General features: G+C 31.8%; 25 protein-coding genes, 5 tRNA genes and 2 other annotated features. Of the genes, 6 read left to right on the top strand and 24 right to left on the bottom strand.

Translation table 11 applies throughout. From position 1 onward, the window contains the following. Positions 1-26: 26 nt before the first annotated feature. From ACWJJ7_RS16480 to ytxC, 14 genes are all read right to left on the bottom strand, one after another. Positions 27-1,007: an ABC transporter ATP-binding protein gene (locus ACWJJ7_RS16480; protein ID WP_462963040.1), complete on the bottom strand. Its 981-nt coding sequence runs from the start codon at positions 1,005-1,007 to the stop codon at positions 27-29. A gap of 10 nt (positions 1,008-1,017) precedes the next feature. Then, positions 1,018-1,935, bottom strand: a complete 918-nt coding sequence (gene opp4C / locus ACWJJ7_RS16475; protein WP_462963039.1) for an oligopeptide ABC transporter permease — start codon at positions 1,933-1,935, stop codon at positions 1,018-1,020. Positions 1,936-1,946: 11 nt separating this feature from the next. Continuing rightward, on the bottom strand, positions 1,947-2,909 hold the full coding sequence (locus ACWJJ7_RS16470) for an ABC transporter permease (RefSeq protein WP_462963038.1): 963 nt from the start codon (positions 2,907-2,909) through the stop codon (positions 1,947-1,949). 70 nt (positions 2,910-2,979) lie between these two features. Beyond that, positions 2,980-4,692, bottom strand: a complete 1,713-nt coding sequence (locus ACWJJ7_RS16465; RefSeq protein WP_462963037.1) for an ABC transporter substrate-binding protein — start codon at positions 4,690-4,692, stop codon at positions 2,980-2,982. A 470-nt stretch (positions 4,693-5,162) separates the two neighbouring features. Then, positions 5,163-5,762 carry a cell division protein ZapA gene (locus ACWJJ7_RS16460; protein ID WP_462963036.1) on the bottom strand — a complete coding sequence of 200 codons (600 nt, stop codon included), beginning with the start codon at positions 5,760-5,762 and terminating at the stop codon, positions 5,163-5,165. 181 nt (positions 5,763-5,943) lie between these two features. After that, positions 5,944-8,322, bottom strand: a complete 2,379-nt coding sequence (gene pheT, locus ACWJJ7_RS16455; RefSeq protein WP_462963035.1) for a phenylalanine--tRNA ligase subunit beta — start codon at positions 8,320-8,322, stop codon at positions 5,944-5,946. Positions 8,323-8,389: 67 nt separating this feature from the next. Continuing rightward, on the bottom strand, positions 8,390-9,409 hold the full coding sequence (pheS, locus tag ACWJJ7_RS16450) for a phenylalanine--tRNA ligase subunit alpha (protein ID WP_462963034.1): 1,020 nt from the start codon (positions 9,407-9,409) through the stop codon (positions 8,390-8,392). Positions 9,410-9,468: 59 nt separating this feature from the next. Further along, positions 9,469-9,681 (bottom strand) — a binding site (T-box leader). Positions 9,682-9,749: 68 nt separating this feature from the next. Beyond that, positions 9,750-10,535 carry a TrmH family RNA methyltransferase gene (locus tag ACWJJ7_RS16445; RefSeq protein WP_462963033.1) on the bottom strand — a complete coding sequence of 262 codons (786 nt, stop codon included), beginning with the start codon at positions 10,533-10,535 and terminating at the stop codon, positions 9,750-9,752. A gap of 12 nt (positions 10,536-10,547) precedes the next feature. After that, entirely contained in the window at positions 10,548-11,207 is a 660-nt protein-coding gene (locus ACWJJ7_RS16440; RefSeq protein WP_165414231.1) for a potassium channel family protein, read from the bottom strand. An 11-nt stretch (positions 11,208-11,218) separates the two neighbouring features. Further along, positions 11,219-12,583, bottom strand: coding sequence for a TrkH family potassium uptake protein (locus tag ACWJJ7_RS16435; RefSeq protein ID WP_462963032.1), 1,365 nt, complete (start codon positions 12,581-12,583; stop codon positions 11,219-11,221). A gap of 118 nt (positions 12,584-12,701) precedes the next feature. After that, a complete protein-coding gene (gene rplT, locus ACWJJ7_RS16430; protein ID WP_165414229.1) occupies positions 12,702-13,061 on the bottom strand; it encodes a 50S ribosomal protein L20 in 360 nt (119 codons plus the stop codon). A gap of 27 nt (positions 13,062-13,088) precedes the next feature. Continuing rightward, on the bottom strand, positions 13,089-13,286 hold the full coding sequence (rpmI, locus tag ACWJJ7_RS16425) for a 50S ribosomal protein L35 (RefSeq protein ID WP_331947824.1): 198 nt from the start codon (positions 13,284-13,286) through the stop codon (positions 13,089-13,091). A gap of 20 nt (positions 13,287-13,306) precedes the next feature. Beyond that, positions 13,307-13,834 (bottom strand): translation initiation factor IF-3, encoded by a 528-nt coding sequence (gene infC / locus ACWJJ7_RS16420; RefSeq protein ID WP_462963031.1) that lies wholly within the window; start codon positions 13,832-13,834, stop codon positions 13,307-13,309. 34 nt (positions 13,835-13,868) lie between these two features. Beyond that, positions 13,869-13,980, bottom strand: a sequence feature (ribosomal protein L20 leader region). A 155-nt stretch (positions 13,981-14,135) separates the two neighbouring features. After that, positions 14,136-15,038, bottom strand: a complete 903-nt coding sequence (ytxC, locus tag ACWJJ7_RS16415; protein WP_462963030.1) for a putative sporulation protein YtxC — start codon at positions 15,036-15,038, stop codon at positions 14,136-14,138. A gap of 150 nt (positions 15,039-15,188) precedes the next feature. Here ytxC and ACWJJ7_RS16410 point away from each other — a divergent pair, with 150 nt between their 5' ends. Next, complete coding sequence (locus ACWJJ7_RS16410) at positions 15,189-15,884, top strand: DUF6873 family GME fold protein (protein ID WP_462963029.1); 696 nt, start codon at positions 15,189-15,191, stop codon at positions 15,882-15,884. A 76-nt stretch (positions 15,885-15,960) separates the two neighbouring features. On the opposite strand, the gene ACWJJ7_RS16405 is transcribed toward ACWJJ7_RS16410, so the two are convergent. The 8 genes from ACWJJ7_RS16405 to ACWJJ7_RS16370 all read right to left on the bottom strand — a co-directional run bounded on the left by ACWJJ7_RS16405 (position 15,961) and on the right by ACWJJ7_RS16370 (position 18,706). After that, a tRNA-Cys gene (locus tag ACWJJ7_RS16405) sits at positions 15,961-16,035 on the bottom strand. 18 nt (positions 16,036-16,053) lie between these two features. Further along, positions 16,054-16,128: transfer RNA gene (locus tag ACWJJ7_RS16400), tRNA-Gly, on the bottom strand. 5 nt (positions 16,129-16,133) lie between these two features. Further along, positions 16,134-16,209, bottom strand: a tRNA-Phe gene (locus ACWJJ7_RS16395). A gap of 31 nt (positions 16,210-16,240) precedes the next feature. Continuing rightward, positions 16,241-16,317, bottom strand: a tRNA-Asp gene (locus ACWJJ7_RS16390). Between the two features lie 5 nt (positions 16,318-16,322). Beyond that, positions 16,323-16,398 (bottom strand) — tRNA-Val (locus ACWJJ7_RS16385). 332 nt (positions 16,399-16,730) lie between these two features. After that, a complete protein-coding gene (hslO, locus tag ACWJJ7_RS16380) occupies positions 16,731-17,612 on the bottom strand; it encodes an Hsp33 family molecular chaperone HslO (protein ID WP_462963028.1) in 882 nt (293 codons plus the stop codon). Positions 17,613-17,643: 31 nt separating this feature from the next. Next, positions 17,644-18,381, bottom strand: coding sequence for a class I SAM-dependent DNA methyltransferase (locus ACWJJ7_RS16375; RefSeq protein ID WP_462963027.1), 738 nt, complete (start codon positions 18,379-18,381; stop codon positions 17,644-17,646). An 85-nt stretch (positions 18,382-18,466) separates the two neighbouring features. Beyond that, positions 18,467-18,706, bottom strand: a complete 240-nt coding sequence (locus ACWJJ7_RS16370; RefSeq protein WP_462963026.1) for a small, acid-soluble spore protein, alpha/beta type — start codon at positions 18,704-18,706, stop codon at positions 18,467-18,469. Between the two features lie 519 nt (positions 18,707-19,225). On the opposite strand from ACWJJ7_RS16370, the gene dapA reads away from it, so the two are divergent. From dapA to ACWJJ7_RS16350, 4 genes are all read left to right on the top strand, one after another. Beyond that, positions 19,226-20,122 carry a 4-hydroxy-tetrahydrodipicolinate synthase gene (dapA, locus tag ACWJJ7_RS16365; RefSeq protein WP_462963025.1) on the top strand — a complete coding sequence of 299 codons (897 nt, stop codon included), beginning with the start codon at positions 19,226-19,228 and terminating at the stop codon, positions 20,120-20,122. Next, a complete protein-coding gene (gene dapB, locus ACWJJ7_RS16360) occupies positions 20,119-20,874 on the top strand; it encodes a 4-hydroxy-tetrahydrodipicolinate reductase (protein WP_462963024.1) in 756 nt (251 codons plus the stop codon). The genes dapA and dapB overlap by 4 nt, the downstream gene beginning before the upstream one ends. Positions 20,875-21,366: 492 nt before the next feature. Continuing rightward, complete coding sequence (locus tag ACWJJ7_RS16355; protein ID WP_462963023.1) at positions 21,367-21,699, top strand: PadR family transcriptional regulator; 333 nt, start codon at positions 21,367-21,369, stop codon at positions 21,697-21,699. A gap of 3 nt (positions 21,700-21,702) precedes the next feature. Next, complete coding sequence (locus ACWJJ7_RS16350; RefSeq protein WP_462963022.1) at positions 21,703-22,440, top strand: permease prefix domain 1-containing protein; 738 nt, start codon at positions 21,703-21,705, stop codon at positions 22,438-22,440. Between the two features lie 211 nt (positions 22,441-22,651). Here the strand turns inward: ACWJJ7_RS16350 and ACWJJ7_RS16345 are convergent, their stop codons facing one another. After that, entirely contained in the window at positions 22,652-23,800 is a 1,149-nt protein-coding gene (locus tag ACWJJ7_RS16345) for an aminotransferase class I/II-fold pyridoxal phosphate-dependent enzyme (protein ID WP_462965027.1), read from the bottom strand. Between the two features lie 299 nt (positions 23,801-24,099). On the opposite strand from ACWJJ7_RS16345, the gene dapD reads away from it, so the two are divergent. Further along, positions 24,100-24,810 carry a 2,3,4,5-tetrahydropyridine-2,6-dicarboxylate N-acetyltransferase gene (gene dapD, locus ACWJJ7_RS16340; RefSeq protein WP_462963021.1) on the top strand — a complete coding sequence of 237 codons (711 nt, stop codon included), beginning with the start codon at positions 24,100-24,102 and terminating at the stop codon, positions 24,808-24,810. Positions 24,811-25,045: 235 nt separating this feature from the next. Here dapD and ACWJJ7_RS16335 read toward each other — a convergent pair whose 3' ends face one another. After that, positions 25,046-25,735 carry a single-stranded DNA-binding protein gene (locus ACWJJ7_RS16335; RefSeq protein WP_462963020.1) on the bottom strand — a complete coding sequence of 230 codons (690 nt, stop codon included), beginning with the start codon at positions 25,733-25,735 and terminating at the stop codon, positions 25,046-25,048. Between the last annotated feature and the right edge of the window lie 45 nt (positions 25,736-25,780).

Genomic DNA, 25,780 nt, shown 5'->3' with positions numbered 1-25,780 from the left:
GTATTATCCGTAGTACAAAACAGTTATTAGTTGTTTTGCTCATCATATAAAAAGCAGGCTACCTTATGTCCTTGCCTTATCTCGTAAGTAGGTGGTTGCTTCTTTCTACAAATATCCATAGCTTTCGGGCATCTTGCACAAAAATAACATTCTTCTGGCATATTAATTGGGTTTGGAACTTGTCCGGGTATTGAGTATAATCTATCTACATCTTTATCCAGTGAAGGTTTAGATTTCATTAATCCATCAGTATATGGATGCATTGGATTTTTAAATAACTCAATTACGGGTGCTTCTTCAATAACCTTACCAGCATACATTACTACTACATATTCTGCCATTTCAGCAATTACTCCAAGATCATGGGTGATTAACATTATTGAAGTATTAAGTTTTTTCTTTAAATCTTTCATAATATCCAGTATTTGCGCTTGAATTGTTACATCTAATGCAGTAGTTGGCTCATCTGCTATTAAGAGCTTTGGATTACAAGACACGGCCATTGCAATCATTGCCCTTTGGCGCATACCTCCACTAAGCTCATGAGGATAGCACTCCACTATGTCCTCTGCTCTTGGCACTCCAACTAGCTTTAACATTTCTACTGCTTTTTCCCTAGCCTTAGCTTTATTTAACTTTTGGTGGAGCATTATTACTTCTTCTATTTGATACCCTATAGTGAATATAGGATTTAATGAAGTCATAGGCTCTTGAAATATTACTGCTATGTCATTCCCCCTTATTTTTCTTATTTCATCGCCTTTAAGTTCTAAAATATTTTTATCTTCAAACAGAATTTCACCACCAACTATTTTTCCGGGTGGTGACGGAATTAATCTCATTATTGACATTGCCGTAACGCTTTTACCACAACCTGATTCTCCAACTACACCTATTATTTCACCTTCTCTAATATTAAAACTAACATCATCAACAGCTTTCACAATTCCATCTTCGGTGTAAAAATACGTTTTCAAATTTTTTATCTCTACTAAATTCTTACTCATAATACACCTCCTAAACCTTTAGTTTTGGATCGATAGCGTCGCGAAGTCCATCTCCAAATAAATTTATACCCATTACCGTTAAGAAGATGCATATACCAGGAGGCGCCCAAATCCAAGGTTCGAATTGTAATATATATGCATTGTTAACTGCCTGAACCATTTGACCCCAAGACGGCGTTGGAGGAGTAACTCCAAGTCCTAAAAAACTTAATGCTGATTCCGTTAGAATTGCACCACCTATACCTAAAGTAGCTGAAACTATAATAGACGCATAAGTATTGGGTAGTAGATGACTAAATATTTTTCTCCTATCCTTAAGTCCTAAAGCTTCTGCTGCCTGCATAAATTCCTGTTCCCTAAGGGATAGTATTTGACCACGAACAATACGACAAAGACCTGGCCATCCAAGTAATCCTATAATAAACATAACTACGTACATCCTATACTGTGGGGCAACTTTTAAATCTGACATTACAGCTGCCAGCATTATAAGTAGTGGCAAACCTGGAAAGCATAAGAATATATCAACTATTCTCATTATTATACTATCCACTATTCCACCATAAAAGCCTGCTATTCCTCCTAACATACTCCCAATTAGTACTTCAACAAATACAGCGAGTACTCCTACTGAAAGAGATATTCTACCTCCATACATCACTCTTACTAAAACATCCCTTCCCACATCATCGGTACCCAAAAGATGTTTAAAAGATGGTGAAGCTGATACATTGTATAAATCTATAGTTTCCATTTTATAAGGTGATATTAATGGACCAATTAACGCCATAAGCACCATAAACAAGAGTATATACATTCCAAATATAGCTAGTTTATTCTTTTTTAATCGTTTTCTTATTATCTTCCAAGGGCTTAAAATTTCTTCTTTTTTGATTTCATTAATTTTTGGGTTTACTTCTGCTTGCATTTTAGCACCTCCTATTTAAGCCTTATTCTCGGATCAACTACGGCATAAGTAACATCTGCAATTAAATTTCCAAACAAAGTTAACACTGCAAATAAGATATTTATTCCCATGAGCAATGGATAATCACGTCCACTTACTGCAGCAATTTCTATAGGTCCGATGCCAGGCCAGCCAAAAATGCTTTCTGTAATAAATGCTCCAGAAAATAATGCAGGAAGCCAAAATCCAAGTAAAGTAATAACAGGAATCATTCCATTTCTAAGGGCATGTTTATATATAACCACTTTTTCTTTAAGTCCTTTAGCTCTAGCAGTTCTTATATAATCTTGCCTTATTACCTCTAGCATACTTGATCTTGTATATCTCATAAGACCTGCTACACTACTTAAAGTAAGTACAATTAGCGGTAGTATCATATGACGAGCTACATCCAACCCATAGGAAATACCTGCTACTGTACTTCCAGCCGTGCTCATTCCAGAAACCGGAAGTATTTTAAGGTCTACAGCGAAAACTTTTATAAGAAGCATACCAAAAAAGAAGGAGGGCATAGAAATACCTATCAGGGCAAACACGGTGAAAAATCCATCAAATTTTGAGTACTGCTTAGTTGCAGAAACTACTCCGATTGGAATTGAAATTAATACACTTAGTATTAATGAGAGTATAGCTAGGTAAAATGTATTCCAAATATATGTGTTCATAACCTTTCCTACTGGCTGTTTAAAGTTAGTAGATTCGCCAAAATCCCTATGAAGTACTCCTCCAGCCCACCTAAGATATTGCTTATATGCTGGTAGATCTAGTCCCATTTGCTGTCTTAATTCTTGTTTTCTTTCTGGTGTTAAATGTGGATCCATTTTACCTGTTAATGCATCACCTGGTGCCAACTGTAATATTAAAAATATTACTATAGATACCCCTATTAAAACTGGTATCATTTGCAGTAATCTTCTAGTTATATACTGCCTCATGACAATCCTCCTTTATAAACTATGCTTGGCATACCCAAGCATAGTAAAATATAATTAAAGCATCATTTACCTATTTAGCTTTAGGTTCAATTAATTCTGCATCTGCAATTTGATAAGTAAAATTAATATATGGAGAGATACTTATGCCTTTAACTCTTGAACTTACAGCCCACATCATTTTACATTGATCTAACAAAACATATGGAGCTTCCTCCGTGAAAAGTTTTAACCACTTTTGATATAATACCTTTCTTTCTTTTATATCCGTAGTATTACGAGCATCTGCCATTAATTTTTCACTTTCTTTATTTACCCAATTTCCTGGATTGTATCCACCGAGCTCTGCTTGCTTTTCTGAGAATAATCCTGATGGATCTGGATCAATACTTAAAGTCCAAGACATATTATACATTTCAAATTTTTGTTCATCAAAAACCTTTGTACACAAAGTGTTAAATTCCATTAATTCAGGAATAACATCTATTCCTATAGCCTTCCAATTCTCTTTTACTATTGGAATTAACATTTCAACGTATTTACTTCCTTGATAAGTCATCCAATGGATTTGAAACTTTTTACCATCCTTATATCTAAAGCCATCTTCCTTTTTAATCCAACCAGATTCTTCTAATAATTTATTTGCTTTTTCAGGATTATATTCATACTTCTTTATATCATCAGTATATGCCCAAGAGACTTGCGATACTGGTGCATTACAAACATCAGCATAACCTTTATATCTAGCATCTATAAATCCTTTTCTATCTAACCCATAGGTAAGTGCTTGACGTACTCTCTTATCTTTTAATTTTTCATTTTTAAGGTTTAAACCTATAAATCCATATCCATTATCCGGAAAAAGTTGCATATCTAAGAATCCTGCACTCTTAAGCATTTGGATATTTTCTGGTGCAGTTGCAATTCTATCAATATCTACTTCGCCAGCGGATAGTGATTGAATATTGGTTTGAGCATTGGTAACTTTTAATATTAACTTATTAATCTTAGCCTCACCCTTCCAATAATCAGGGTTTTTCTCAAAATCAGCTTCTTGACCTGCTTTATATGATTTTAAAATATATGGACCACTACCCATTGGTTTTAAGAATGTTTTTTTTAATTTCTCTACATTACCCTTTTCAAATGTATAATAGTTCTTACACATAATTCCATAAATAAAATCAGAACTTAGCGCTGGTGCTTTAACATCTGTTAATGTAAATGAAATTGTATTGTCATCTATAACCTTTATGCCTTTAACAGTTTTAGCATCACCTTTATTGTATTCCTTATACCCAACCAATTTATCTACAGCGTCTGTTCTCGGTCCGTCATACTTTGGGTCACAAATAGCTGTATAAGTAAATTCCACGTCCTTTGCAGTTAATTCTTCTCCATTGCTAAATTTAATGCCTTTGTTTAAATGGAAGGTATAGGTTTTGCTATCCTTTGAAATCTCCCATTTCTTAGCTACTTTTTCTACAGGATTTCCTTTCGCATCATTTGTCAATAACCCTTCAAAAACTAATTGAGCAACATAACCATCATCTACTGAACTTTCATATATGGGATTAAATTTTCCTTCTGGTGCTGTAAATCCAACAATTAAAGTATCTTTTCTGTTTTTTGCTGTTTGTGTCACTTTTTCTGGATTTGAAGCCGCTATAACTTCTGATCCTTTTAAATCCTTCGCCGCTCCCCCAACATCACTTTTACCACAACCCGATAATACTAGAGTCATTGACATTGCTAAACTTAAACATCCAGCAATTCTTCTTTTCATTGCTTTCCCCCCTTTTTTATTTTATAAATACCTTTAAGATTTTGATATAATTTAATGAATATCATTAAATTATTACCCTTGGTGCTATAATCTTAGCGACCTAATAAATGTTGTTAAGCTATTAGGCTTTAATTTCGCTATCAATATAATTATATGATTTATAAGTATTTTAATATTACACTTTATCAAATTAAAGTTATTATGATATCTTTAACAACATTTCAGAAGGAAAGTCTCCCACTTATATAAGTAGAAGTTCCATACTATAGCAAAGAGGAAACTTCAGTGGGAATATAAATCTCCTTCTGAATTCGTTAATATTGCAGTACCGCAGGTAATGATTTAATATAAAAAAAGCCTCACAATTTTTTTTAAAAATTGTGAGGCTTTCATGAATATATCCAATATATCCTTCGGCATTAAAAAAATCGCCTTTCGGTGACAATCTAAACATATTTATTAAATATTTTTTATTTTTTACGTGAAGTTAAAAGTGGATTGTTTATTTTCTTTTGTTTAGCTAAACTAATTTGGTATTCTATCAACTTATTTTGTGAATCAATTATTTTGTACTTATAAGATTGAAGCTTAAATCTCATTTCTTTATTTTCTGTTTTTGTTCTTCTATTTTCTTCACTATAACTTTTACTAGTCTCTTGCATCACATCTAATTGTTGTTGCATCTCTATATTTTCTTGCTCTAAGGTTTTTACATATTCAGTTTTTTCCGTATTTTTACATCTATTAAGTAATTCCTGGTTATAGTCTTCCATATGATTTAACTGTTTTTTTAAACCTTCTAATTGATCATTCATTTCCTTATCATGTTTTTCTAAAGATTCACCCTTACTCGAAAGTTCCTTGCAAAGTAACTTACTTTTAAACATATCATCACCTAAATTTAAAGCAGTTAAAATCGCTGCTGAGGAAGTGCTAAGCTTTTCATTATTACCCATTATATTTTTTATCTTTTTATCAACATAGCTAGCTACCATATGTAAATATTCTTCTCTTTCATCACCTTTTAAATTATATTCAACACCATTTATCTTTATTGTCACAACGTTCATCTAAAACACCCTCTTAGACAGATTAGTTAAGCTTATTGTACCACAATATAACTGTTAATAAAACCAATTTTTTCAAATTATGCATACAAATAAAACAATTAATATAATGTCCACTTATTTCTTGAGATTGCATGAAATGATAAAACCCCCTTATTTCTAAGGGAGTTTCAATTTATTTACATTATCTAAGTTCAGCACCTAATTTATGCTCTAAAGATCTTAATATTTTTTCATGCACCTTGTTTACTTCTTCATCTGTTAATGTCTTGTCCGAGCGTCTATATACTATAGCATAGGCTATACTTTTCTTTCCTTCTGCTATTTGTTTACCCTTATACACGTCAAATAATTTAACACTTTCTAGAATATTTCCACCTTGCTTTACAATTATATCATCAATGTCTTGAACTAAAACCCTCTCATCAACTATAAGTGCAATATCCCTTGTTACAGCTGGAAATTTGGGAAGTGCTTTATATTTCTTATTTAAGTCAGCATATTTATATAACATATCTAAGTTTAATTCTGCTATATAACATCTTGGCTGCACTTCATAGTTCTCCGAAACACTCGGATGAATTTCTCCAACCACACCTATAAATTCTCTCTTTACATATAGGTTTGATGTTTTTCCTGGGTGATAAGTTGGATTTTCACTTTCTCTTTTAAATGATGTATTTTTCATTCCCAAAATATCTAACACATTTTCTACTACACCTTTTAAATCTAAATAATCAGCATTTCCGTACATTCCTATAGTTAATATATTTCTTTCCTCTGGAAGCTTATCTACATCTTCATTTGGTATATACACCTTACCTATTTCGAATAACCTAGCTTCTTCATTATTCCTTGAATAATTCCTTGATAAACATTCCATCATAGATGCTATAGTTGTAGTTCTCATTATACTATAATCTTCTCCTAAAGGATTTTTTATAGTAACTACTTTTCTTAATTCACTATCGCCAGGAACTAAAATTTTATTGAATATTTTAGGACTTACAAAAGAATAACTTATAGATTGATTAAGTGCACTGCCAATTAAAGAAAGCACTACTTTATCTTCTAATTTTTGCTTTTCACTTTTTCCACTCCTTGAGGTTTCACACTTAGGCATAGTTGATGGTATATTATCATACCCATACATTCTAGCTATTTCCTCTGCGACATCTTCTCTAATGTTAATATCAGACCTAAACGTAGGTACCTTTATAATTAAAAAATCACCTATTATTTCTGTAGCAAGTTCTAATCTATCAAGGTATATTTTCATATCTATCATAGATATATTAGTTCCTAAAAATTTATTAATCCAATTTGCATCTACTTCTAAAGTATGAGATTTAATTTTACTCGGATATACCTCAGTGCATCCGTCCATTATTTCACCCGCACCTAATTCTTCTATTAAATGACAAGCTCTATCCATTGCCATTTCAGCCATATTAGGATCTAAATCTTTTTCAAATTTAGAAGATGCATCAGTTCTTAAAGATAATTTCTTAGAAGCGAGTCTTATATTAACGCCATTAAAGTTTGCACTCTCAATTATTATGCTTGTGCTGTCATCTTTAATTTCTGAATTTAAGCCTCCCATAATGCCTGCAATGGCTATAGTTCTATCTCCATCTTTAATAGTTAAAATGCTTTCATCTAGATCTCTTTCTATCTCATCCAAAGTAATAAATTTTTCTCCGTTACTTGCTCTTTCTATCACTATATCATTAGTCGTAATTTGCCTAGCATCAAATGCATGCATAGGTTGACCAAGCTCTACCATAACAAAGTTTGTGATATCCACTATATTATTTATAGGTCTAATTTCTGCTTCTATAAGTCTTTCCTGCATCCATTGTGGAGAAGGCTCAATTTTTACATTTTTTATACCCTTTAACATATATCTTCTGCAAAGCTCATCATTAATATGAACCTTATAAATGTCTTCCACATTATCCTTGCAGGTAGCTTTATAATCCAGCGCTGGTTTTCTATACTGCGTGCCTAAAGTTGCAGCCGTTTCTCTAGCTATTCCTAGAATGCTTAAGCAATCTGCTCTGTTTGAAGTTATTTCAAAATCTATTAGTACACTTTGAAGATTTAATACTTCTTTTATGTCTTTTCCAACGATCGTATCGCTTGGAAGTATCATTAGTCCATCAACTGGTTCATCAACTGCAATTCCAAGTTCTTCCGCAGAGCAGAACATACCATTTGAAACTATTCCACGGAGTTTACCTTTTTTTATTTTTAATCCTCCATGTAGCGTTGATCCGTGAAGTGCTACTGGTACTATATCCTGTTCTTTCATATTAGTAGCTGCTGTAACGATTTGTATTGGTTCGTCTAATCCTATATTCACTTGACATATAACTAATTTCTCAGCATCCGGATGTTTTTCTATTTTTATTATTTTCCCTGTAACAACCTTCTCAATTTCAGCACCTGATATAATAACCTCTTCTACTTTTGAACCAGACATGGTTAACTTATCTCCAAGCACCTTTGGTGAAATATCTATATCTACATAATCTTTAAGCCATTTAACTGGAACTTTCATTTTATATCCTCCTAGAATTTGTATAGTATTAAATCATCTTCTGCGAAGCTGCATTATTATTTGTATTTTAGAATTGTTTTAAAAATCTCATATCACTTTCATAAAGTGCCCTAATATCATCTATTCCGTATTTTAACATTGTAATTCTATCAAGGCCAAATCCGAAAGCAAATCCGCTATAAACTTCTGGATCAATCCCACAATTTCTTAAAACGTCCGGATGAACCATGCCACAACCTAAAAGTTCTATCCAGCCGCTACCGCCGCAAACCTTGCAACCTTTACCATTGCACACAAAACAAGTGGCATCCATCTCAGCTGATGGTTCTGTAAACGGAAAATGATGTGGTCTAAACTTTGTTTCCATTTCGTCTCCGAACATTTTTTGCGTAAACAATTCTAGCGTCCCTTTTAAATCAGCAAAAGTAATTCCCTTATCTACTATAAGCCCCTCAATTTGATAAAATATTGGTGAATGAGTAGCATCTGCTGCATCCGATCTATAAACTTTACCTGGCGCTATCATTTTTATAGGCGGTTTTTGAAGTTCCATAGTTCTTATTTGTATTGGTGAAGTTTGGGTTCTTAAAACTATACTATCATTTATGTAAAAAGTATCTTGTTCACCTCTTGCCGGATGATTTTCAGGTATGTTTAATGCCTCAAAGTTATAATAATCCCTTTCTACCTCAGGGCCCTCTTCAATAACAAATCCCATAGATAAAAATATTTCATTAACTTTTTCAAGTGTTAACTCCAACGGATGTCTTTTACCTACTGTTTGTTTTTTCCCTGGCATAGATATATCTATAACTTCACTTTTCAGCTTCATTTCTTTTTCATTGTTTTTTAATGTATCTGAGGCTTTATCTATAAGCGTCTCTATGTCCTCTCTAACTTTATTTGCTAATTTACCAACAATTGGTCTTTCTTCATTTGATAACTGTCCCATGCCTCTTAATATTTGTGTCAATTCACCTTTTTTTCCCAAATATTTAACTCTGATATTTTCTAATTCTGTTTTAATATCAGCTCCTTTTAATTCTTCTAAAACTGCAGCTTTTATCGTTTCTAACTTTTCTTTCATAATGAATGCTCCTTTCATATTTTGATAATTCTTTATAAAACAAAAAAAACCGTCCCTAATGAAGGGACGGAAAATCCGCGTTACCACCCTAATTGACTAAAAATAGTCCTCTTAGATAAATTTATCGATTCTACCCGCCAACAGCTACTTTTTTTCACCATTAGAACTCCGGAGTGAACTTGGATATAAAAATTTCTTAATGAAGCTCTCAGTCTAAGGCTTCTTATCCCTGTAAGTATTTTTATATTTACTTTCTCCGTCACAGTTTATTATTAATTTATGGAAGTATATAAAATATTATAACCACAACTACAAAAAAATTCAACTATGAATTTTAAAATCATAAATTATTTTTCTGTCTTACGACTTCATACATCATAATTGATGCAGCTACAGCTGCATTTAAAGATTCTGCACCACCAGGCATAGGAATTTTAATTTTCAAATCACATATCTCATAAACTTCGGCACTTATTCCATTCCCTTCATTTCCAACTGATATAATAACTTTTTCTCTAAGATCTACATTATAGAAGTTTTTATCAGTATCCAATGAACTAGTAACTAGCTTAAATCCAGCACTTCTAAGCTTTTGCACCACTGATAAATCACTATCGTAAATAACGGGTATTTTAAAAATAGAACCCATTGTGGATCTTAAAGTTTTTTCATTATAAATATCTACAGTTCCTTTTGTAATTATAACTCCTAGTGCTCCCGCCGCATGAGCAGTTCTAATTATAGTTCCCATATTGCCTGGGTCTTGAATTTTATCAGCTAACATATAGAAGCCATGATCATATTTAATCTCTACCGGTTTATTTCTAACTGTAGCAATAATACCTTGCGGATTATCCGTATCGCAAATACTTTTAAATAAACTGTCACTAACACTATAAACTTTAGTATTCTTCTGTAGCTTGTTCTTCATACAAGAGTTTTCATATTTTAACTCTCCTCTAGCACTTATAAAAATATGCACCACTTCAAAACCAGAATCCAAAGCTTCTTCTACAAATCTGAAACCTTCAACTAAAAACATATTACTGTCTTTTCTATATTTCTTTTCTTTTAACTTTTTGGTATCTTTAATCAATAAATTATCCTTGCCTTGAATATGTTCCAAACTGAATGCCCCTTATTTAACTAGATTTTCCAACTTATTTAATTCTTCAATATTACCTATGGCAACAATAATATCACCTGGTTCAACAATATTATCAGCTGCCGGAGCAACATCAATATCATTGTTTCTTTTTATAGCCATTACATTTATACCATATTGAGCTCTTATATTTAATTCTCCCAAGGTTTTATTATGCCATTCTTCGGGGCTAATAACTTCAGCTATACTATAATCAGGAGATAATTCAATATAATCTAATATATTTGATGATACTAAATTATGAGCAACGCGTACACCCATATCTCTTTCTGGAAAAACTACTCTGTCTGCACCTATTTTATATAATACTTTAGCATGCAGGGCATTAGTCGCTTTTGTTATCACATATTTTACTCCTAATTCTTTGACTAAGAGTGTTGCCAAAATGCTAGATTGGATATTAGAACCGATACTAATAACTGCACAATCAAAATTACGAATTCCAAGAGCCCTTAAGCTATTTTCATCATTCGCATCAGCTTGAACTGCATGAGTTACATTATCCGAAATATTTTGAACTACATCTTCATCAAAATCAACTGCTAATACATCATTTCCCAAAGAATATAATGTTTCAGCAACGGACTCTCCAAATCTTCCGAGACCTATAACAATAAACTGTTTTTTACTCATTAACCCCACCCCTATCCAATTAAAATTTTGCCTTCTGGGTATTTTATATTTCCCGATTTACCTTTTTTATTTTTAGCTAATGCTAGTATTATAGTAAGTGGTCCAACTCTCCCAGCATACATGGTAAGTAATATTATTATCTTTCCTACAAATGTTAATTTTGTAGTTAACCCTAATGTTAAGCCAACTGTAGCAAATGCTGAAGTAGCCTCATACAAAAAGTACTCAAAAGGAATATTCGGATGCTCTGTAATAGATAATATCATAGTAACTGCTATAACAATGGTTAGTGAAATAAGAGATACTGCAAACGCTTTATACACAACTTCTTTGCTTATGCGCTTTTGAAATATTTCAGTGTCTTCTCGTCCACAAACCACAGACACTATAGTCATAAAAATCACAATGGCAGTAGCCGTTTTTATTCCGCCAGCCGTTGATCCAGGCGATCCTCCAATAAACATTAAAATTATTGTCAAAAACTTTCCCGCTGTGGTCATTTTATCGAGTGGTATAGAATTAAACCCAGCTGTTCTTGGAGAAACTGATGCAAAAACTGAAGATAAAAACTTACCCTTAATAGACATTCCTTGCATAGTGTCAGCATTATTCATCTCAAAAATATACATAAATATTGCCCCTAAAACAACCAAGGCTATCGTCGAATAAATAACTATTCTAGAATGGAGTGACAATCTTTTTATTCCCTTGCAATTATAAATTTCTACCCAAACATAAAATCCTAACCCACCTATTATTATTAATGCTGCAATTGTTAATATTACTACAGAATTATTAGCATAAGCAGTAACACTATTAAAGTTTCCCATCAAATCAAACCCAGCATTGCAGAACGCAGACACCGAATGAAACACACTATAATAAATTCCTTTGGCGATTCCAAATTTAGGAATAAATTGCGTTGAGAATAACACCGCACCTGCTGTCTGAACATAAATTGTAAATATCAATACATATCTGACCATTTTCACTAACCCTTGTAATGAGTTTACATTCATAGCTTCCTGCATCACTAGTCTTTCCTTTAATGTTATTCTTTTACCTAAAACTAAAAAAACTAAAGTAGCTACAGACATAAATCCAAGTCCACCTGTTTCTATAAGTAACATTATCACTGTTTTCCCAAAATATGTCCAATATGTTCCCGTGTCTAGTACTACAAGTCCCGTAACACACACAGCAGATGTAGAGGTAAATATACAATCTATAAAAGGCGTAATTTCACCACTTTGAGAAGCTATAGGTAGACTTAGTAGTATAGCCCCTATGACTATGACTATAGCAAACCCTAATGCAAGTATCCGAACAGGAGTATATATGCTTTTCTTTTTAAGATTTTCAATATCTAATTTCAAATTATTCACCTCTAAATTTTCAACTATGATGTTTTACTAATTATATCACTTTACATATCTTTGTCAAAAATGCAATAAAAAATGCAGCCGTATGGCTACATTTTTGAATAAATAATTTTTATGCTTGTAATTGTTTTTTTGCAACTTCTACTAATTCAGCAAAAGCTTTTGGATCATTTATAGCAATTTCGGAAAGCATCTTTCTGTTAATATCTATGCCTGAAAGTTTCATTCCATTCATGAATCTTGAATATGAAAGGTCATTTAACCTTGTAGCAGCATTGATTCTAGCTATCCAAAGTTTTCTGAAATCTCTTTTCTTTAATTTTCTTCCAATATAACCATTTCTAAGTGCTCTCATTACTGCTTCATTAGCTGTTTTAAATAACTTACTTCTACCACCATAGTAGCCTTTTGCAAGCTTTAATACTTTTTTATGGTTTTTACGAGAGTTAACTGCCCTCTTAATTCTTGCCATTTAATATACCTCCTAATCACCATTCAATTATAAGTATGGTAACAATTTCTTCATCGCTTTTATTTGAGTTGTTGAAACGTATGCTGTTTTTCTAAGGTTTCTTTTTCTTTTTGGACTTTTCTTTGTTAATATGTGGCTTGTAAAAGCTTTAGCTCTTTTTAACTTACCTGTTCCTGTTTTCTTAAATCTTTTTGCTGCGCCTCTATGTGTTTTCATTTTAGGCATAATAAAATTCCTCCTCTCGGTTATGCTTTTTTGGGAGCTAAAATCATTATCATATTTCTTCCCTCTTGTCTCGCTGGTTTTTCAACAATATAAACATCACCGATTTTTTCTACAAAAGATTTTAATATCTTATGTCCTACTTTTGAGTTTTCAATTTCTCTACCTCTAAATCTTACGGTTATCTTTACCTTATCTTCATCTAACAAGAACTTTTTAGCATTACTAGCCTTAATTGCAATGTCATGATCTTCTATTGTTGCACTTAATCGTATTTCCTTAAGATTAACAACTTTTTGTTTCTTTTTAGCTTCTTTTTCTTTTTTCTGTTGTTCATAGATAAACTTACCAAAATCCATTATTCTACATACTGGTGGTTTTGCAGTAGGAGACATCATAACTAAATCTAAATCTTTCTCTTCCGCAAGATTCAACGCATCTTTAGTATTCAAAATACCTAATGCAGAACCATCAGCTCCAATAACTCTTATTTCTCTAACTCTTATTTCTTCATTCATCATGAAATCTTTGCTTTTACTAATAATTTTCACCTCCTAAGTGCATTTAGATGATTTTACGATATTTAAACAATTAAAAGGACGGCAAAATGCCGTCCCTAATAGTAACAAATTTAAATTACTAATTAACCTAACTAGCATTACTGTTAGGTGAGAAACGGCTGTTTCTTCTTGTAAAAGATAATTCTATTATATTAAAATATTTTTTATATTTTCATTCACAACAATTTAAAGTATACTATCTAAGTATTTGTTTGTCAATACTTTTTTATTTGTTTTATTCACATATAAATATATAAGCTTCTTCAAATAGACAACAAATCAATATGCCTTACTACCATACAAGAGTTTCTTTTTTTATCTCTTCACATTTAACACATTTATCACAATAATGAACTCTATCTGCAAAAACCTTACTTATTGTTTGTATTAGTTCTTTATTTTTACAATGTTCTACACAGTGTATAATTACTTTTTTAGGAGCATTAGTTATCATAGTGCTAATTATAAGTTCTTCTCGGTTTTCTTTTGAATCAAATTTAACATCCGGTAACTCCATCATCATATTTCCTAGTAAATCATTACCTCCTTCATCCGTTAAACGATAATTTCCGTTTTTTTCAATTAGAATGTTAATTTCATCTACCTTACTATCCTGAACATCAACAAAGTATTTAAGCAATTTTATAAACTCATTATATTCTTTCTCTACCATATACTCTTCCACAACTTTATCTACTATGCACTCTAAATCTCCCTTTAGTTCTTTTGTCCTGAAGGTTAAAAATCCACTTATATTAATTTGATTATTATCTTCTATACATTTAGTTATCTTATCAAGAATACCATTTTTCCTATTCATACAATATACCCCATTAGGCCCAGATATAGTCCCTTCACTAATCAAGTATTCTTGTATCCTAGGTTTAACTTGTTCTATTTCATCATATTGCAGAAAAAAATAAGATTCATCTAAAAAATTTTTGAGTCCTTTTTTACAAAATTCCATTACAACTATTTTATATAACATGTTTGCAACCTGCAAATTAAATGTTTTGATGCTACTATCGCTTAAGTTGTCATCACTGCAAAAAAACTTTACTATGTGAGTATCCTCTATTATATTTTCCGCTATGCCTGAAATTACTTTTTTATCTTCAAAACGCTTCTTAATATCTTTAATTTCATCAATAATGCATTCCATACTCCTATTATATACAATAGTTAATAAAAGCATTTCGCACACTCCTTTCTCACTAAGATAGTATGTGTGTAATATTAATGTATATGCAAAATAGATTAAACAATTATCGACATATTGCAATTTGTGATAGCTTTGTGTTATAAAATAAACATAAGAAAATAAATATTAAATAGGAGTATTGTAATGAAAAATATTATTGTTGATTTTAGAATTCATAATGAAGAAAAGGAATATTTAGTTTCTAGAGGATATAACTTGCTTATTTGCCCTCCTAGTAACCTTTTATACGAGGCTGTATGTGGTCACCCTGATATGCTTATACATATTTTAGGCAATGATATTATAGTTCATAAAGATATGGATAATGAATTTATACAGAGCTTAGTTTTGCTAAATTATAAAGTTTATAAATCAAATTCACCTTTAAATGATAAATACCCTTATAATATATGTCTCAATTCATTAAGCCTAGGCAATCTTTTTGTGCACTCAGTTAATTTTACTGACACTAATCTTTTGTCACTATTAAAAAACAGAAAATTAATAAATGTTAAGCAAGGTTATACAAAATGTTCTACTTGCATAGTAAATGATCACGCAATCATAACTAGTGATGTTTCTATTGCTAAGGCTTTAAGCCTTGAAAAAATAGATATTTTATTAATCCCACCTGGTGATATTATCCTTCCTGGGCTTAACTACGGTTTTATAGGTGGTGCAACAGGCCTTATCGAAGACAATGTCTTAGCTTTTTATGGTCACTTAGATCATTATTTGTATGGGAAAGAAGTATTAAAATTTTTAAATAAGCATAAGGTAGAACCCGTATTTTTGAGAAATGGAAAACTAATCGATAGAGGTAGTATTTTTAGGGTCTAAAAAATCCAAAATATACAGAAATAAAAAAGTAGCCTAACTGCTGGAATATCAGCATTTAGACTACTTTTTATTGTTTTGGAGGCGCCACCCGGATTTGAACCGGGGAATAAAGGTTTTGCAGACCTTGACCTTACCGCTTGGCTATAGCGCCATTATTCATAATTATAGTTGGAGCGGAAGACGAGATTCGAACTCGCGACGTTCACCTTGGCAAGGTGACGCTCTACCACTGAGCCACTTCCGCACCATTGGTGGCTAGACCAGGAATCGAACCAGGGACACGAGGATTTTCAGTCCTCTGCTCTACCGACTGAGCTATCCAGCCTTAATAATTCTTCAAATTTACTAAATTCAAATGGCGACTCAAAAGGGACTCGGACCCTCGACCTCCGCCGTGACAGGGCGGCACTCTAACCAACTGAGCTATTGAGCCATATGTGGTGGGAACAACAGGGTTCGAACCTGTGACCCTCTGCTTGTAAGGCAGATGCTCTCCCAGCTGAGCTATGCTCCCACATGTCTTTATCAGACTAGTACAGTTTACATCATTTCATAAAACTTGTCAACAACTTTATGTGTTAACTGTTTTTTTACTTTATTGTTAACTTCCTCGTCCATGTGTACTTTGTGAGTACTTTAATATATTATAAGATTTTCTTACGGCTGTCAACCATGAATATAGTTATTATTCATGTATATTTAAATTATGCTCCCTATTTATCGAATTTACTCCACTTTACTACAATTTGAAACATATATTACTATAGAATATAGTTTGTGTCTTGCTCACTATAAAAAGCAATACCACATATACTATATTCTCTTTATCCAAAGCTGCATTTTTATCTACGAATTAGCTTCTTTAAGTAATTGCCCAATTTCTTCATGATTAAATTCATAATTTTCATTACAAAAATGGCATTTAAGCTCTTCTGTTTTACCATCATTATATAATTCTTGTAAATCCTTTTTGCCTATACTTATTAAGGCCCTCTCAACTCTTTCCCTGCAACAATCACATTTATAAGTCGGCTTAACCTCTTCATGTATTTTAAGTTCCATATCTTCAAAAATAAATTCTAAAATTTCTTCGATGTTCATCCCTTTTGCTATTAATTCAGTTATAGATGGAATTTCTTCAAGTCTATACGTTATTATATCAGCTAAAAATTCATCTGCACCAGGCATCATCTGGATTATAAACCCTCCTGAAGCTTTAATACTCATGTCTGTGTCAACTAAAACTCCGAGTCCAACAGCAGACGGCGTTTGCTCTGAAACAGTAAAGTAATAAGCTAAATCGTCCCCAATTTCACCTGTGGAGATTGGTACTTGACCTAAATACGGTTCCTTTAGTCCCAAATCTCTTAAAACTCTTAAATAACCATCCGTACCAATGGCACCACTTACATCAAGTTTCCCCTGTTTGTTTGCAGGCAAATCTACATTAGGATTTCCTATGTACCCTTTTACACTTACATCAGCATGAGCAGTTACTACCACTCCTCTTGCTTCTCCTCCGCCATCAATTTGCAGTGTTAAACTATCTTGATGTGACTTTAACATGCTTCCCATAAGAGTACCAGCCGTTAGCATCCTACCAAAAGCAGCTGCTGCCGTGGGTGCACATAAATGCATAGAAACTCCATCATTTACTAAATCCGTAGTTATTGCTGCAACTATTCTAACCTGGCCTTTCTTTGCAGTAGCTCTAACCAATTTATCCATATACTAGCCTCCTGTAAACTATTCTTGTTTTTTACTTCTTAAGCACATAACATATTCGCTCTGTGATTTTGCTTACTACTTTATCTTCATAGTTATCCATCTTTTTAATTATTTTGAACCCAATTTCTTTTATAAGACTTTCCACATATTCTTCTTTATAAGCCCTTTCAGAGTGTTGCTCATCAAAACGTCTATATACTTGTCCTTCTTTCACAAAAAAAGTTAAATTCATTTCCACTATATCATTTTCTAAATAATTTTCCCAAATGTACACTACATCATCACTATCGTAATTATAAATATTATTACCAAGTACATTGGTAAGTTTATAATAAGAGTTAATATCAAAGATGAATAAACCATCATCTTTTAATAAATCGTAAGCACCTAATAAATATTTTTTAAAATTTTCTTTTTTTAATATATAGTTGCTAGAATCTAAGCAACAAGTTATAAGGTTAAAAGTATTGTCTAGATTCAATTCACAAATATCTTGACATACAAATTTTGCTCCTACGCGAGCCTCCCTCACCTTTTTCTCTGCTTGACTTAACATATCACAAGATAAATCAACTGCCCACGTATGCTTAAACTCCTTTGCAATTTCTATAGTAAGATTTCCCGTACCACAGGCTAAATCTAAATAACTCTCCATATCTAAGTGATACTCTTTGCAAATACATAATATTTTGGAAGCCCATGTTTTATAATCAATATCAGAATTGATTAATTCATCATATATACAAGCAAACTCTTTGTAACAGTTCATATTACATTTCTCCTTTTTCAAAGAATGGTATATAATATTCTAACCTATACACCAAATATTGTCCAAAGTAATTTGCTTAATATCTTTAAAAATCTTTGTTTTTAGGAAGATTTATGGCTTTCTTTCTTTTTGTCATTAAGCCTCCAATTCTTCCTGTTTCTTCTGCTGTTAGTCCACTCCAACCATCAGCATCTATCTTTTCTGTTAATCCTAATTCTTCTGCTATTTCATATTTTAACGATTCTCTTAGCATTTCGTTTTTAGTTAACTCTTTATTTGTTCTTAATTTAGCTTTTATAACTTTTTTCAAAGGTGTTTTACCCATCATATACCTCCCGATTATAATTGTAATATCTTATATTTTTTACAATTCGAGGTTTTTTATTCATAATAAAAAAATAAACATTACCCGTTATTTAATGACATTTCAGAAGGAAAGTATCCCACTTCTATAAGTGGGAGTTACATACCCTAACAAATAGAAAACTTCAGCGGGGGGATAACAATTGAGAATTGTTATCTACTCCAGAGGTCTACAAAGGGGTAAATCTCCTTTTGAAGTCATTAATATTGCAGCTCCGCAGGAGATGATTTAATTATGATATGATTTAAATTACGACTTTGTAAATATTTACCTAGAAATTATGCCTTGCTGATTTTCAGTTTTTTTTAAAAAAGTATATATATTTTCATATATGGGCTATATAATATAATCTAATGAAGAAAAATATTTTAGTGATAATTTATGTGTTTTCCAATTTATTATCACTAATATTACGAAATGCTTCACTAAAAGCAATCTAAATTAATAACTATATAGTATAAACTACTAGGAGGTAATCTTATGAGTATTTTTAAAGGTTCTGGTGTTGCAATAGTTACTCCATTTAATGAAAGAGGCGTAGATTTAAAAAAACTCGAAGAATTAATAGAATGGCATATTAAAAGTAAGACAGATGCCATTGTAGTATGTGGTACTACGGGTGAAGGTTCCACTATGACAGAGCAAGAAAGAAAAGAGACTATAAAATTTGTAGTTGGTCTAGTTAATAAGAGAATTCCAGTAATCGCGGGCACTGGAAGTAACAACACTGCCGCTGCAATAAGCATGAGTAAATGGGCAGAAAAAATTGGAGTAGACGGATTACTTGTAATTACGCCTTACTATAATAAAACTACTCAGAAAGGCTTAGTTGAGCATTTCAAGGCAATTGCAAATAGTGTAACTTCACCAATAATAATATACAACGTTCCTTCGAGAACAGGTCTTAATATTACTCCACGCACACTTCTAAATTTATGCGAAGTACAAAACATTGTAGCAATTAAAGAAGCAAGTGGCGATATAAGTCAGATAGCACAGATTAAATCACTCTGCGGAGATAGATTAGATGTCTATTCAGGTAATGACGACCAAGTTATACCTATACTTTCCTTAGGAGGTATCGGAGTTATATCTGTTCTTGCAAATATAATTCCTAAAGACATTCATAACATGTGCGAATTATATTTAAAGGGTGAGCATGCAAAGGCTCTAAAAATTCAATTGGGGTATCTTCCTCTTAACAACTCTGTATTCTTAGAAACTAATCCTATCCCTGTAAAAACAGCTATGAATCTTATGGGAATGGATGTTGGTCCTTTAAGACTACCACTATGTGAAATGGATGAAAATAATTTACAGATTCTAAAAAAAGAATTAAAAGCGTATAATATCCCTTTAAAGGAGGAAATCAAATGATTAGAATGCTTCTAAATGGTTGCAATGGAAAGATGGGCAAAGTTATTTCTGAAATGGCTAAAGCATCTACAACGATTTCAATTGTTGCAGGTATTGATAAAAATTCTTCTAATTTAAGCTATCCATGCTATGACAGTATACTTGAATGTGAAAATGATATAGATGTAATTTTAGATTTTTCAAGGCCAAATGCACTAGATTCTTTATGTAAGTATTCTAGTGAGAAAAATATCCCTATTGTGTTCTGCACTACTGGTTACACTCCTGAGCAATTATCTAAAATTAATTCCCTTAGCACCGAAATCCCAGTATTTCACTCTGCAAATATGTCTATAGGTATAAATGTTGTTAATAATATGCTAAAAAATATAAGCAATATGCTTTACAAGGATTTTGACATTGAGATAATTGAAAAGCATCATAATCAAAAAGTCGATGCCCCTAGTGGCACCGCTCTACTTCTTGCAAATACAATTAAGAATTCCATTAATGAAGAAACCACTTTTGTCAAAGGACGTGACGGTTTAAGTAAAAGACAACCTAATGAAATAGGGATTCACGCTGTTCGAGGTGGAAATATTATAGGTGATCATGAAGTCATATTTGCAGGAAAAGGAGAATGTATTGAAATTAAGCATACCGCAATATCAAGAGATGTTTTTGCAATAGGTGCACTTAAAGCCTGCGAATATATATACGGAAAAGAGAAAGGTCTATATAGTATGGATGATGTAGTTAATATGTCAATTTAGCCTTTAATAAAGAATATAAGTGCATCCATATGAACTTTCTCCTGCGTGACTTAAAATAAGAAGGACACTTCCGTAGAAAGTTCATGCTGTTGCGCATTTCATTAAGCTGTACCTAAGATGTATGGTGAATAACATATACACTATATTATTAAGGTAAGGTATGTTACTGTTATTTAAAAATACAGAATATTTAAGGAGTGATTCTATGAAGAAATGTATTGTAATAATGGGATAGTCAGAAAAGTAGCATAATACAAATGAGAGGGTTAAAAATGACTATTGATGTACTATCGTTAGATAGTGTGAAACATAAAGAGCAGAAATGCTCTTTTTATTTTTTGTAAAAGCACCACAAACTAAGTAGCCAAGCAACTCTACCATAATCTTTTTTATTTCCTACTTTCAGTTACTCGATTATTTGGTAGATGATATCATAAACTACTTTACACTATATAGTAATCTATGCTACTATATTTATGGAGGTGATAATATTTGGAAATAAATAAAGAGATGATAAAAGGATACATTGAAAGTATAATATTAAGCCTATTAGTAGATGAAGATTTATATGGATATGACATTGCAAAAAAGATAAGAAATACAAGTCAAGAAACATTTGAGGTTAAAGAAGGCACTTTATATGTAGTATTAAAAAGGCTTGAACAAAATGAGTTAATTTCCCCATATTGGGATGATACAAAAAGTGGTGGAGGAAGGCGTAGATATTACAAGATTACATATGAAGGCATTAATTATTTAAACAGTAAGAAAACTGAATGGATATTTTTTAAAAATATTATTGATACATTTTACAAGGGGGCATAATTTATGAAACAGATTGATAAGTATGTTAATTCAGTTTACAAACATGTCGGTGGCAATAAAGAAGAAATTGAAGCATTAAAATATGAGATGAAAAATCATTTATTGCAATTGATAGAAGAGTTAAAATCTGAAGGAAAATCTGAAGAAGAAAGTATTTCCATTGCAATTAATAGATTTGGTGAAGAAAATCAAATTGAAAATGAATTAATTGGTGTATTTAATTTTGTGAACAATAAAGCAAAGAAAGCATTAATAATATCAGTAGCCTTTCTCTTAATAACCATAATATCTTGTTCTGTTTCTAAATTCAGCAATGACATTTATTGGAAACAGATTGAGACAAGAAATAATGAAATTTATAATATAATGAGTTCATATAGTAAAGTTAACATAGATTCTATAAATAAAGATATTAATACAGTATTTAATAAATCTAAAGGGAAAATTAGATATGTAGGAATGTCTCGTTCACTTAATAGTTATGGTCAGATGGAAAATATAGAATATATATACCCAAGTGATTTTCAATTTGGAGAAGATAAAGGTAGCACTGTGGGCATGCAGATTACCACAGAGAAAGGTAGCAAAAATGTAATGATAGGTTTGAGTAATGAAGACGTTCCCCCAAGTTATATACGAAACATAGGTAGGTCATCGATTGTCTTGCTTGGTTGTTGCTTGATATCAATCATTGCTTGGTTTTTAATAAAGGTTGACTTCCGTATTAATTTTAGGCATTGATTAAGGATGTTGCTTCGGAACATTCTTAAGTCCGATCTAAGATAAGCCCAAAATAATTTTTTTACAGTTGTGAGTTTACATGCGCGACCATTTCGTTTCACGATCGCGCAATATTTCCTCATTTGAATATAGATATGATATATAGTATGAAGTGAGTTTGCACCTAGGTGCGTTTCAAACTCTTATTTCAAATCACTCTGGCGAAAAATCACTATGGTAATGATTTAATCCACTTTTCCATTCTATCTAAACCCTCTTTTAACACTTCCATACTATAAGAATATGATATCCTTATGAAACCTTCTCCTCCGGTGCCAAAAGCCGAACCAGGCACAACAGCGACCTTACCTTCATTCAACAGTCTGTTGCAAAACTCTTCGCTGCTCATAGAAAATTTTGTTATAGAGGGGAATATATAAAAGGCACCTTTAGGAAGAGTTGTATCCATTCCCATTTGCTTCAACCTTTTATATACATAATCTTTTCTCCTCTCAAACTCCATTTTCATATTATTTACATCATTCATGCTGGAAAGCAATCCCTCGTATGCACCCCATTGGGATATTGATGCTGCACAAGAAACATTATACTGATGTACTTTCATTATATTATCCATGATATATTTACTAGCACAAACATATCCAACTCTAAGGCCTGTCATTGAAAATATTTTAGAAAACCCACCCACCAAAATTACTTTATTCCTTAATTCATCAATTTGAGCTAATGAATAGTATTTTTCATAACATAATGAGCTATAAATTTCATCACTTATTATGTAAATATTTTTTTCTTTTAGAATTTGAAAAAGTTTATCTCGCTCGACTAATGATAATGCTGCTCCAGTAGGGTTAGACGGATGTGACATCACTAAAATCTTAGGGTTTTCTTCATTAATAAGTTTATTTAATGTTTCAAAATTAATAGTAAAATCACTGTTAAGCTCATAATTAACTACTTCTGCTCCAAAAATCTTTACACAGCTCTCATAAGCTGGATAAGCTGGTGTTGGTATAAGCACTTTGTCTCCAACATTTAAAAATGCTGCAAATGTGCATAGCAGTGCCTCACTTCCACCAACAGTCACAGTTATTTCATCAGCTGAATAGTTGATGCCTGTGCCGTATAAAAAATTAGAAATCTCATTTCTAAGCTCCGCGATACCTGCATTAGTTGTATATTCAGTTTTATTTTCATTAATAGCTTGAATCATGGCCTTCTTAATATTTTTAGGCACTGGAAAATCAGGTTGACCAAGAGTCAGTGAAATCGCCCCTTCAACTTGTGAAACCTTATTAAAAAATTTTCTAATTCCAGAAATCTCTACATTACTTACATTATTTGAAAATAAATTATTCATAACATCATCCTTTTCAAGTGTCTTAGTTTTCATGTGTTTGTACTTTTCAATCATTTGCATTATAAGTATTTTACTATATAATAGAATAAAAATCAGTATTTTTTAAATTGTTCTAGAATAATAGTAATATTTTGTTTAATTACTGTAGATTTTGTTATATTATTTATAATATATAGTTTTATGTTAAAATTACATTTTTAATTTCATTCATATTCTAATGATATTTATAGTGTAATCGAAATTAAATGCATAAAAATGAAATTTTGGCTTAATACTTATAATACGAAAGGAGATTAACTATGAACTATGATTTAACCGACCCTTATGAAATTGCAAGGTACATAAAAGAAGCTAAAAAGGCAACTCCACTTAAACTCTATATTGATGGAGATTTATCACAATGCGAATTTGGAAATATAGAGAATTTCGGTAGCGGGAACTTTTATATCCTTTTTGGAGAAAGTAATGAGGTATCAGATTTTCTAATAAAGTATAAAGACAAAATCAAAAAATCCAAACTTGAACAAGACAGACGAAACTCTGCTATTCCTTTGATAGATTTAAAAAATATTGATGCAAGAATTGAACCAGGTGCAATTATACGCGATAAGGTCACCATAGGTAAAAATGCCGTTATAATGATGGGTGCCGTAATTAACATAGGTGCTGAAATTGGCGATGAAACTATGGTAGATATGAATGCTGTGGTAGGCGCAAGAGGTAAACTTGGTAAAAGAGTTCATTTAGGTGCAGGTGCAGTAATAGCAGGCGTGTTAGAACCGCCAAGCAAAAGTCCTTGTGAAATTGGAGACAATGTACTAATTGGAGCCAATGCTGTAATTTTAGAAGGAGTGAAAATTGGAAATAACTCTATAGTGGCAGCAGGCTCTGTAGTTGTAAATGATGTTCCTGAAAATGTTGTAGTTGCTGGATCACCAGCAAAAATAATAAAAAATGTGGATAGTGGCACTAAAGAAAAAACTAAACTACTTGATGATTTAAGAAAATAAGAAAAATTTAAAGAGCATATATTACTACAAATTCATCTTACTTCGCTAAGTAATTCTAAATTAATTTTATTGAAAGATACTAAACAGTACAAACTCGCGAAAGCTCAAACATATACTGTTCTTAACGTATCAATCATTAAAATTAGTTTGAATTACTAAAGCTTGTTCGAATGTATTTTACGTAATATATGCTCTTTTCAACCCCATTAAAAGAAGAAAATTATGCTATATATAACTATATAACGTCTAGAGCTTCAAAGTCCTGCTCTTCAGCAATTATATCCGCTTCCACTGTTTCCTTACCATCTTTAGCAACCTTTTCCATTTTTGATATAGAGACTTCATATGCCACTTTCTTTATAACCTCGTCATCTGACAATTTCTTTTGATATTCTCTACTCTGAAGTCTTCCCCAAATTCTTATATTATCTCCTACTTCAAGACTTTTACAAAATCTAGAATTTCGTCCCCAAGCAATTGTAGGTATATAATCAGATTTATTATACAATCTGTTAACTGCTAAAAGCATGTCTGCAATCTCTCTCCCAAATGGAGTTGTCCTGTACACCGGATTCTTACAAATATATCCATCTAAAAATATTTGATTTGGGTTCTTACTGTGTTCTTCACAAATTTTAATATCTCTAGCAAATACTGTTAATATCAATCGGTTAGATCCGTCTACAAATTTATTGTAAGATCTAAGTTGGCCTTCAACTATAAACTCATTTCCTATTGTAATATTCATACCTGCAATTAATCTTTCAGAAATTGTTATAGTTAAAATATCTGTTGTTTCGCTAAGTCTCCAAACCTCAAAATCAAATACATAAAAGCCTTCTCCATACATTTCATGACTGAATTTTAATTCAGATACTACCTTTCCTTCTAAATAAATCTTGTTATTTAACATAACATTATCCATCATAATCCCTCTTTCCCTTAGTTTTTTTAATAAACTTTCTTTAGA

The organism is Clostridium sp. CM042, assembly GCF_055080995.1.
This window is presented reverse-complemented; position numbering and strand designations above follow the sequence as displayed.

Coding starts and splice junctions, on each gene's coding strand:
- ACWJJ7_RS16480 (WP_462963040.1), bottom strand. CDS start 1,007: ATGAGTAAGAATTTAGTAGAGATAAAAAATTTGAAAACGTATTTTTAC.
- opp4C (WP_462963039.1), bottom strand. CDS start 1,935: ATGCAAGCAGAAGTAAACCCAAAAATTAATGAAATCAAAAAAGAAGAA.
- ACWJJ7_RS16470 (WP_462963038.1), bottom strand. CDS start 2,909: ATGAGGCAGTATATAACTAGAAGATTACTGCAAATGATACCAGTTTTA.
- ACWJJ7_RS16465 (WP_462963037.1), bottom strand. CDS start 4,692: ATGAAAAGAAGAATTGCTGGATGTTTAAGTTTAGCAATGTCAATGACT.
- ACWJJ7_RS16460 (WP_462963036.1), bottom strand. CDS start 5,762: ATGAACGTTGTGACAATAAAGATAAATGGTGTTGAATATAATTTAAAA.
- pheT (WP_462963035.1), bottom strand. CDS start 8,322: ATGAAAGTTCCAGTTAAATGGCTTAAAGATTATGTAGATATAGATATT.
- pheS (WP_462963034.1), bottom strand. CDS start 9,409: ATGAAAGAAAAGTTAGAAACGATAAAAGCTGCAGTTTTAGAAGAATTA.
- ACWJJ7_RS16440 (WP_165414231.1), bottom strand. CDS start 11,207: ATGAGTAAAAAACAGTTTATTGTTATAGGTCTCGGAAGATTTGGAGAG.
- rplT (WP_165414229.1), bottom strand. CDS start 13,061: ATGGCAAGAATTAAGAGGGCAGTTAACTCTCGTAAAAACCATAAAAAA.
- rpmI (WP_331947824.1), bottom strand. CDS start 13,286: ATGCCTAAAATGAAAACACATAGAGGCGCAGCAAAAAGATTTAAGAAA.
- ytxC (WP_462963030.1), bottom strand. CDS start 15,038: ATGCTTTTATTAACTATTGTATATAATAGGAGTATGGAATGCATTATT.
- ACWJJ7_RS16410 (WP_462963029.1), top strand. CDS start 15,189: ATGAAAAATATTATTGTTGATTTTAGAATTCATAATGAAGAAAAGGAA.
- hslO (WP_462963028.1), bottom strand. CDS start 17,612: ATGGATAAATTGGTTAGAGCTACTGCAAAGAAAGGCCAGGTTAGAATA.
- ACWJJ7_RS16375 (WP_462963027.1), bottom strand. CDS start 18,381: ATGAACTGTTACAAAGAGTTTGCTTGTATATATGATGAATTAATCAAT.
- ACWJJ7_RS16370 (WP_462963026.1), bottom strand. CDS start 18,706: ATGGGTAAAACACCTTTGAAAAAAGTTATAAAAGCTAAATTAAGAACA.
- dapA (WP_462963025.1), top strand. CDS start 19,226: ATGAGTATTTTTAAAGGTTCTGGTGTTGCAATAGTTACTCCATTTAAT.
- dapB (WP_462963024.1), top strand. CDS start 20,119: ATGATTAGAATGCTTCTAAATGGTTGCAATGGAAAGATGGGCAAAGTT.
- ACWJJ7_RS16350 (WP_462963022.1), top strand. CDS start 21,703: ATGAAACAGATTGATAAGTATGTTAATTCAGTTTACAAACATGTCGGT.
- ACWJJ7_RS16345 (WP_462965027.1), bottom strand. CDS start 23,800: ATGAATAATTTATTTTCAAATAATGTAAGTAATGTAGAGATTTCTGGA.
- dapD (WP_462963021.1), top strand. CDS start 24,100: ATGAACTATGATTTAACCGACCCTTATGAAATTGCAAGGTACATAAAA.
- ACWJJ7_RS16335 (WP_462963020.1), bottom strand. CDS start 25,735: ATGGATAATGTTATGTTAAATAACAAGATTTATTTAGAAGGAAAGGTA.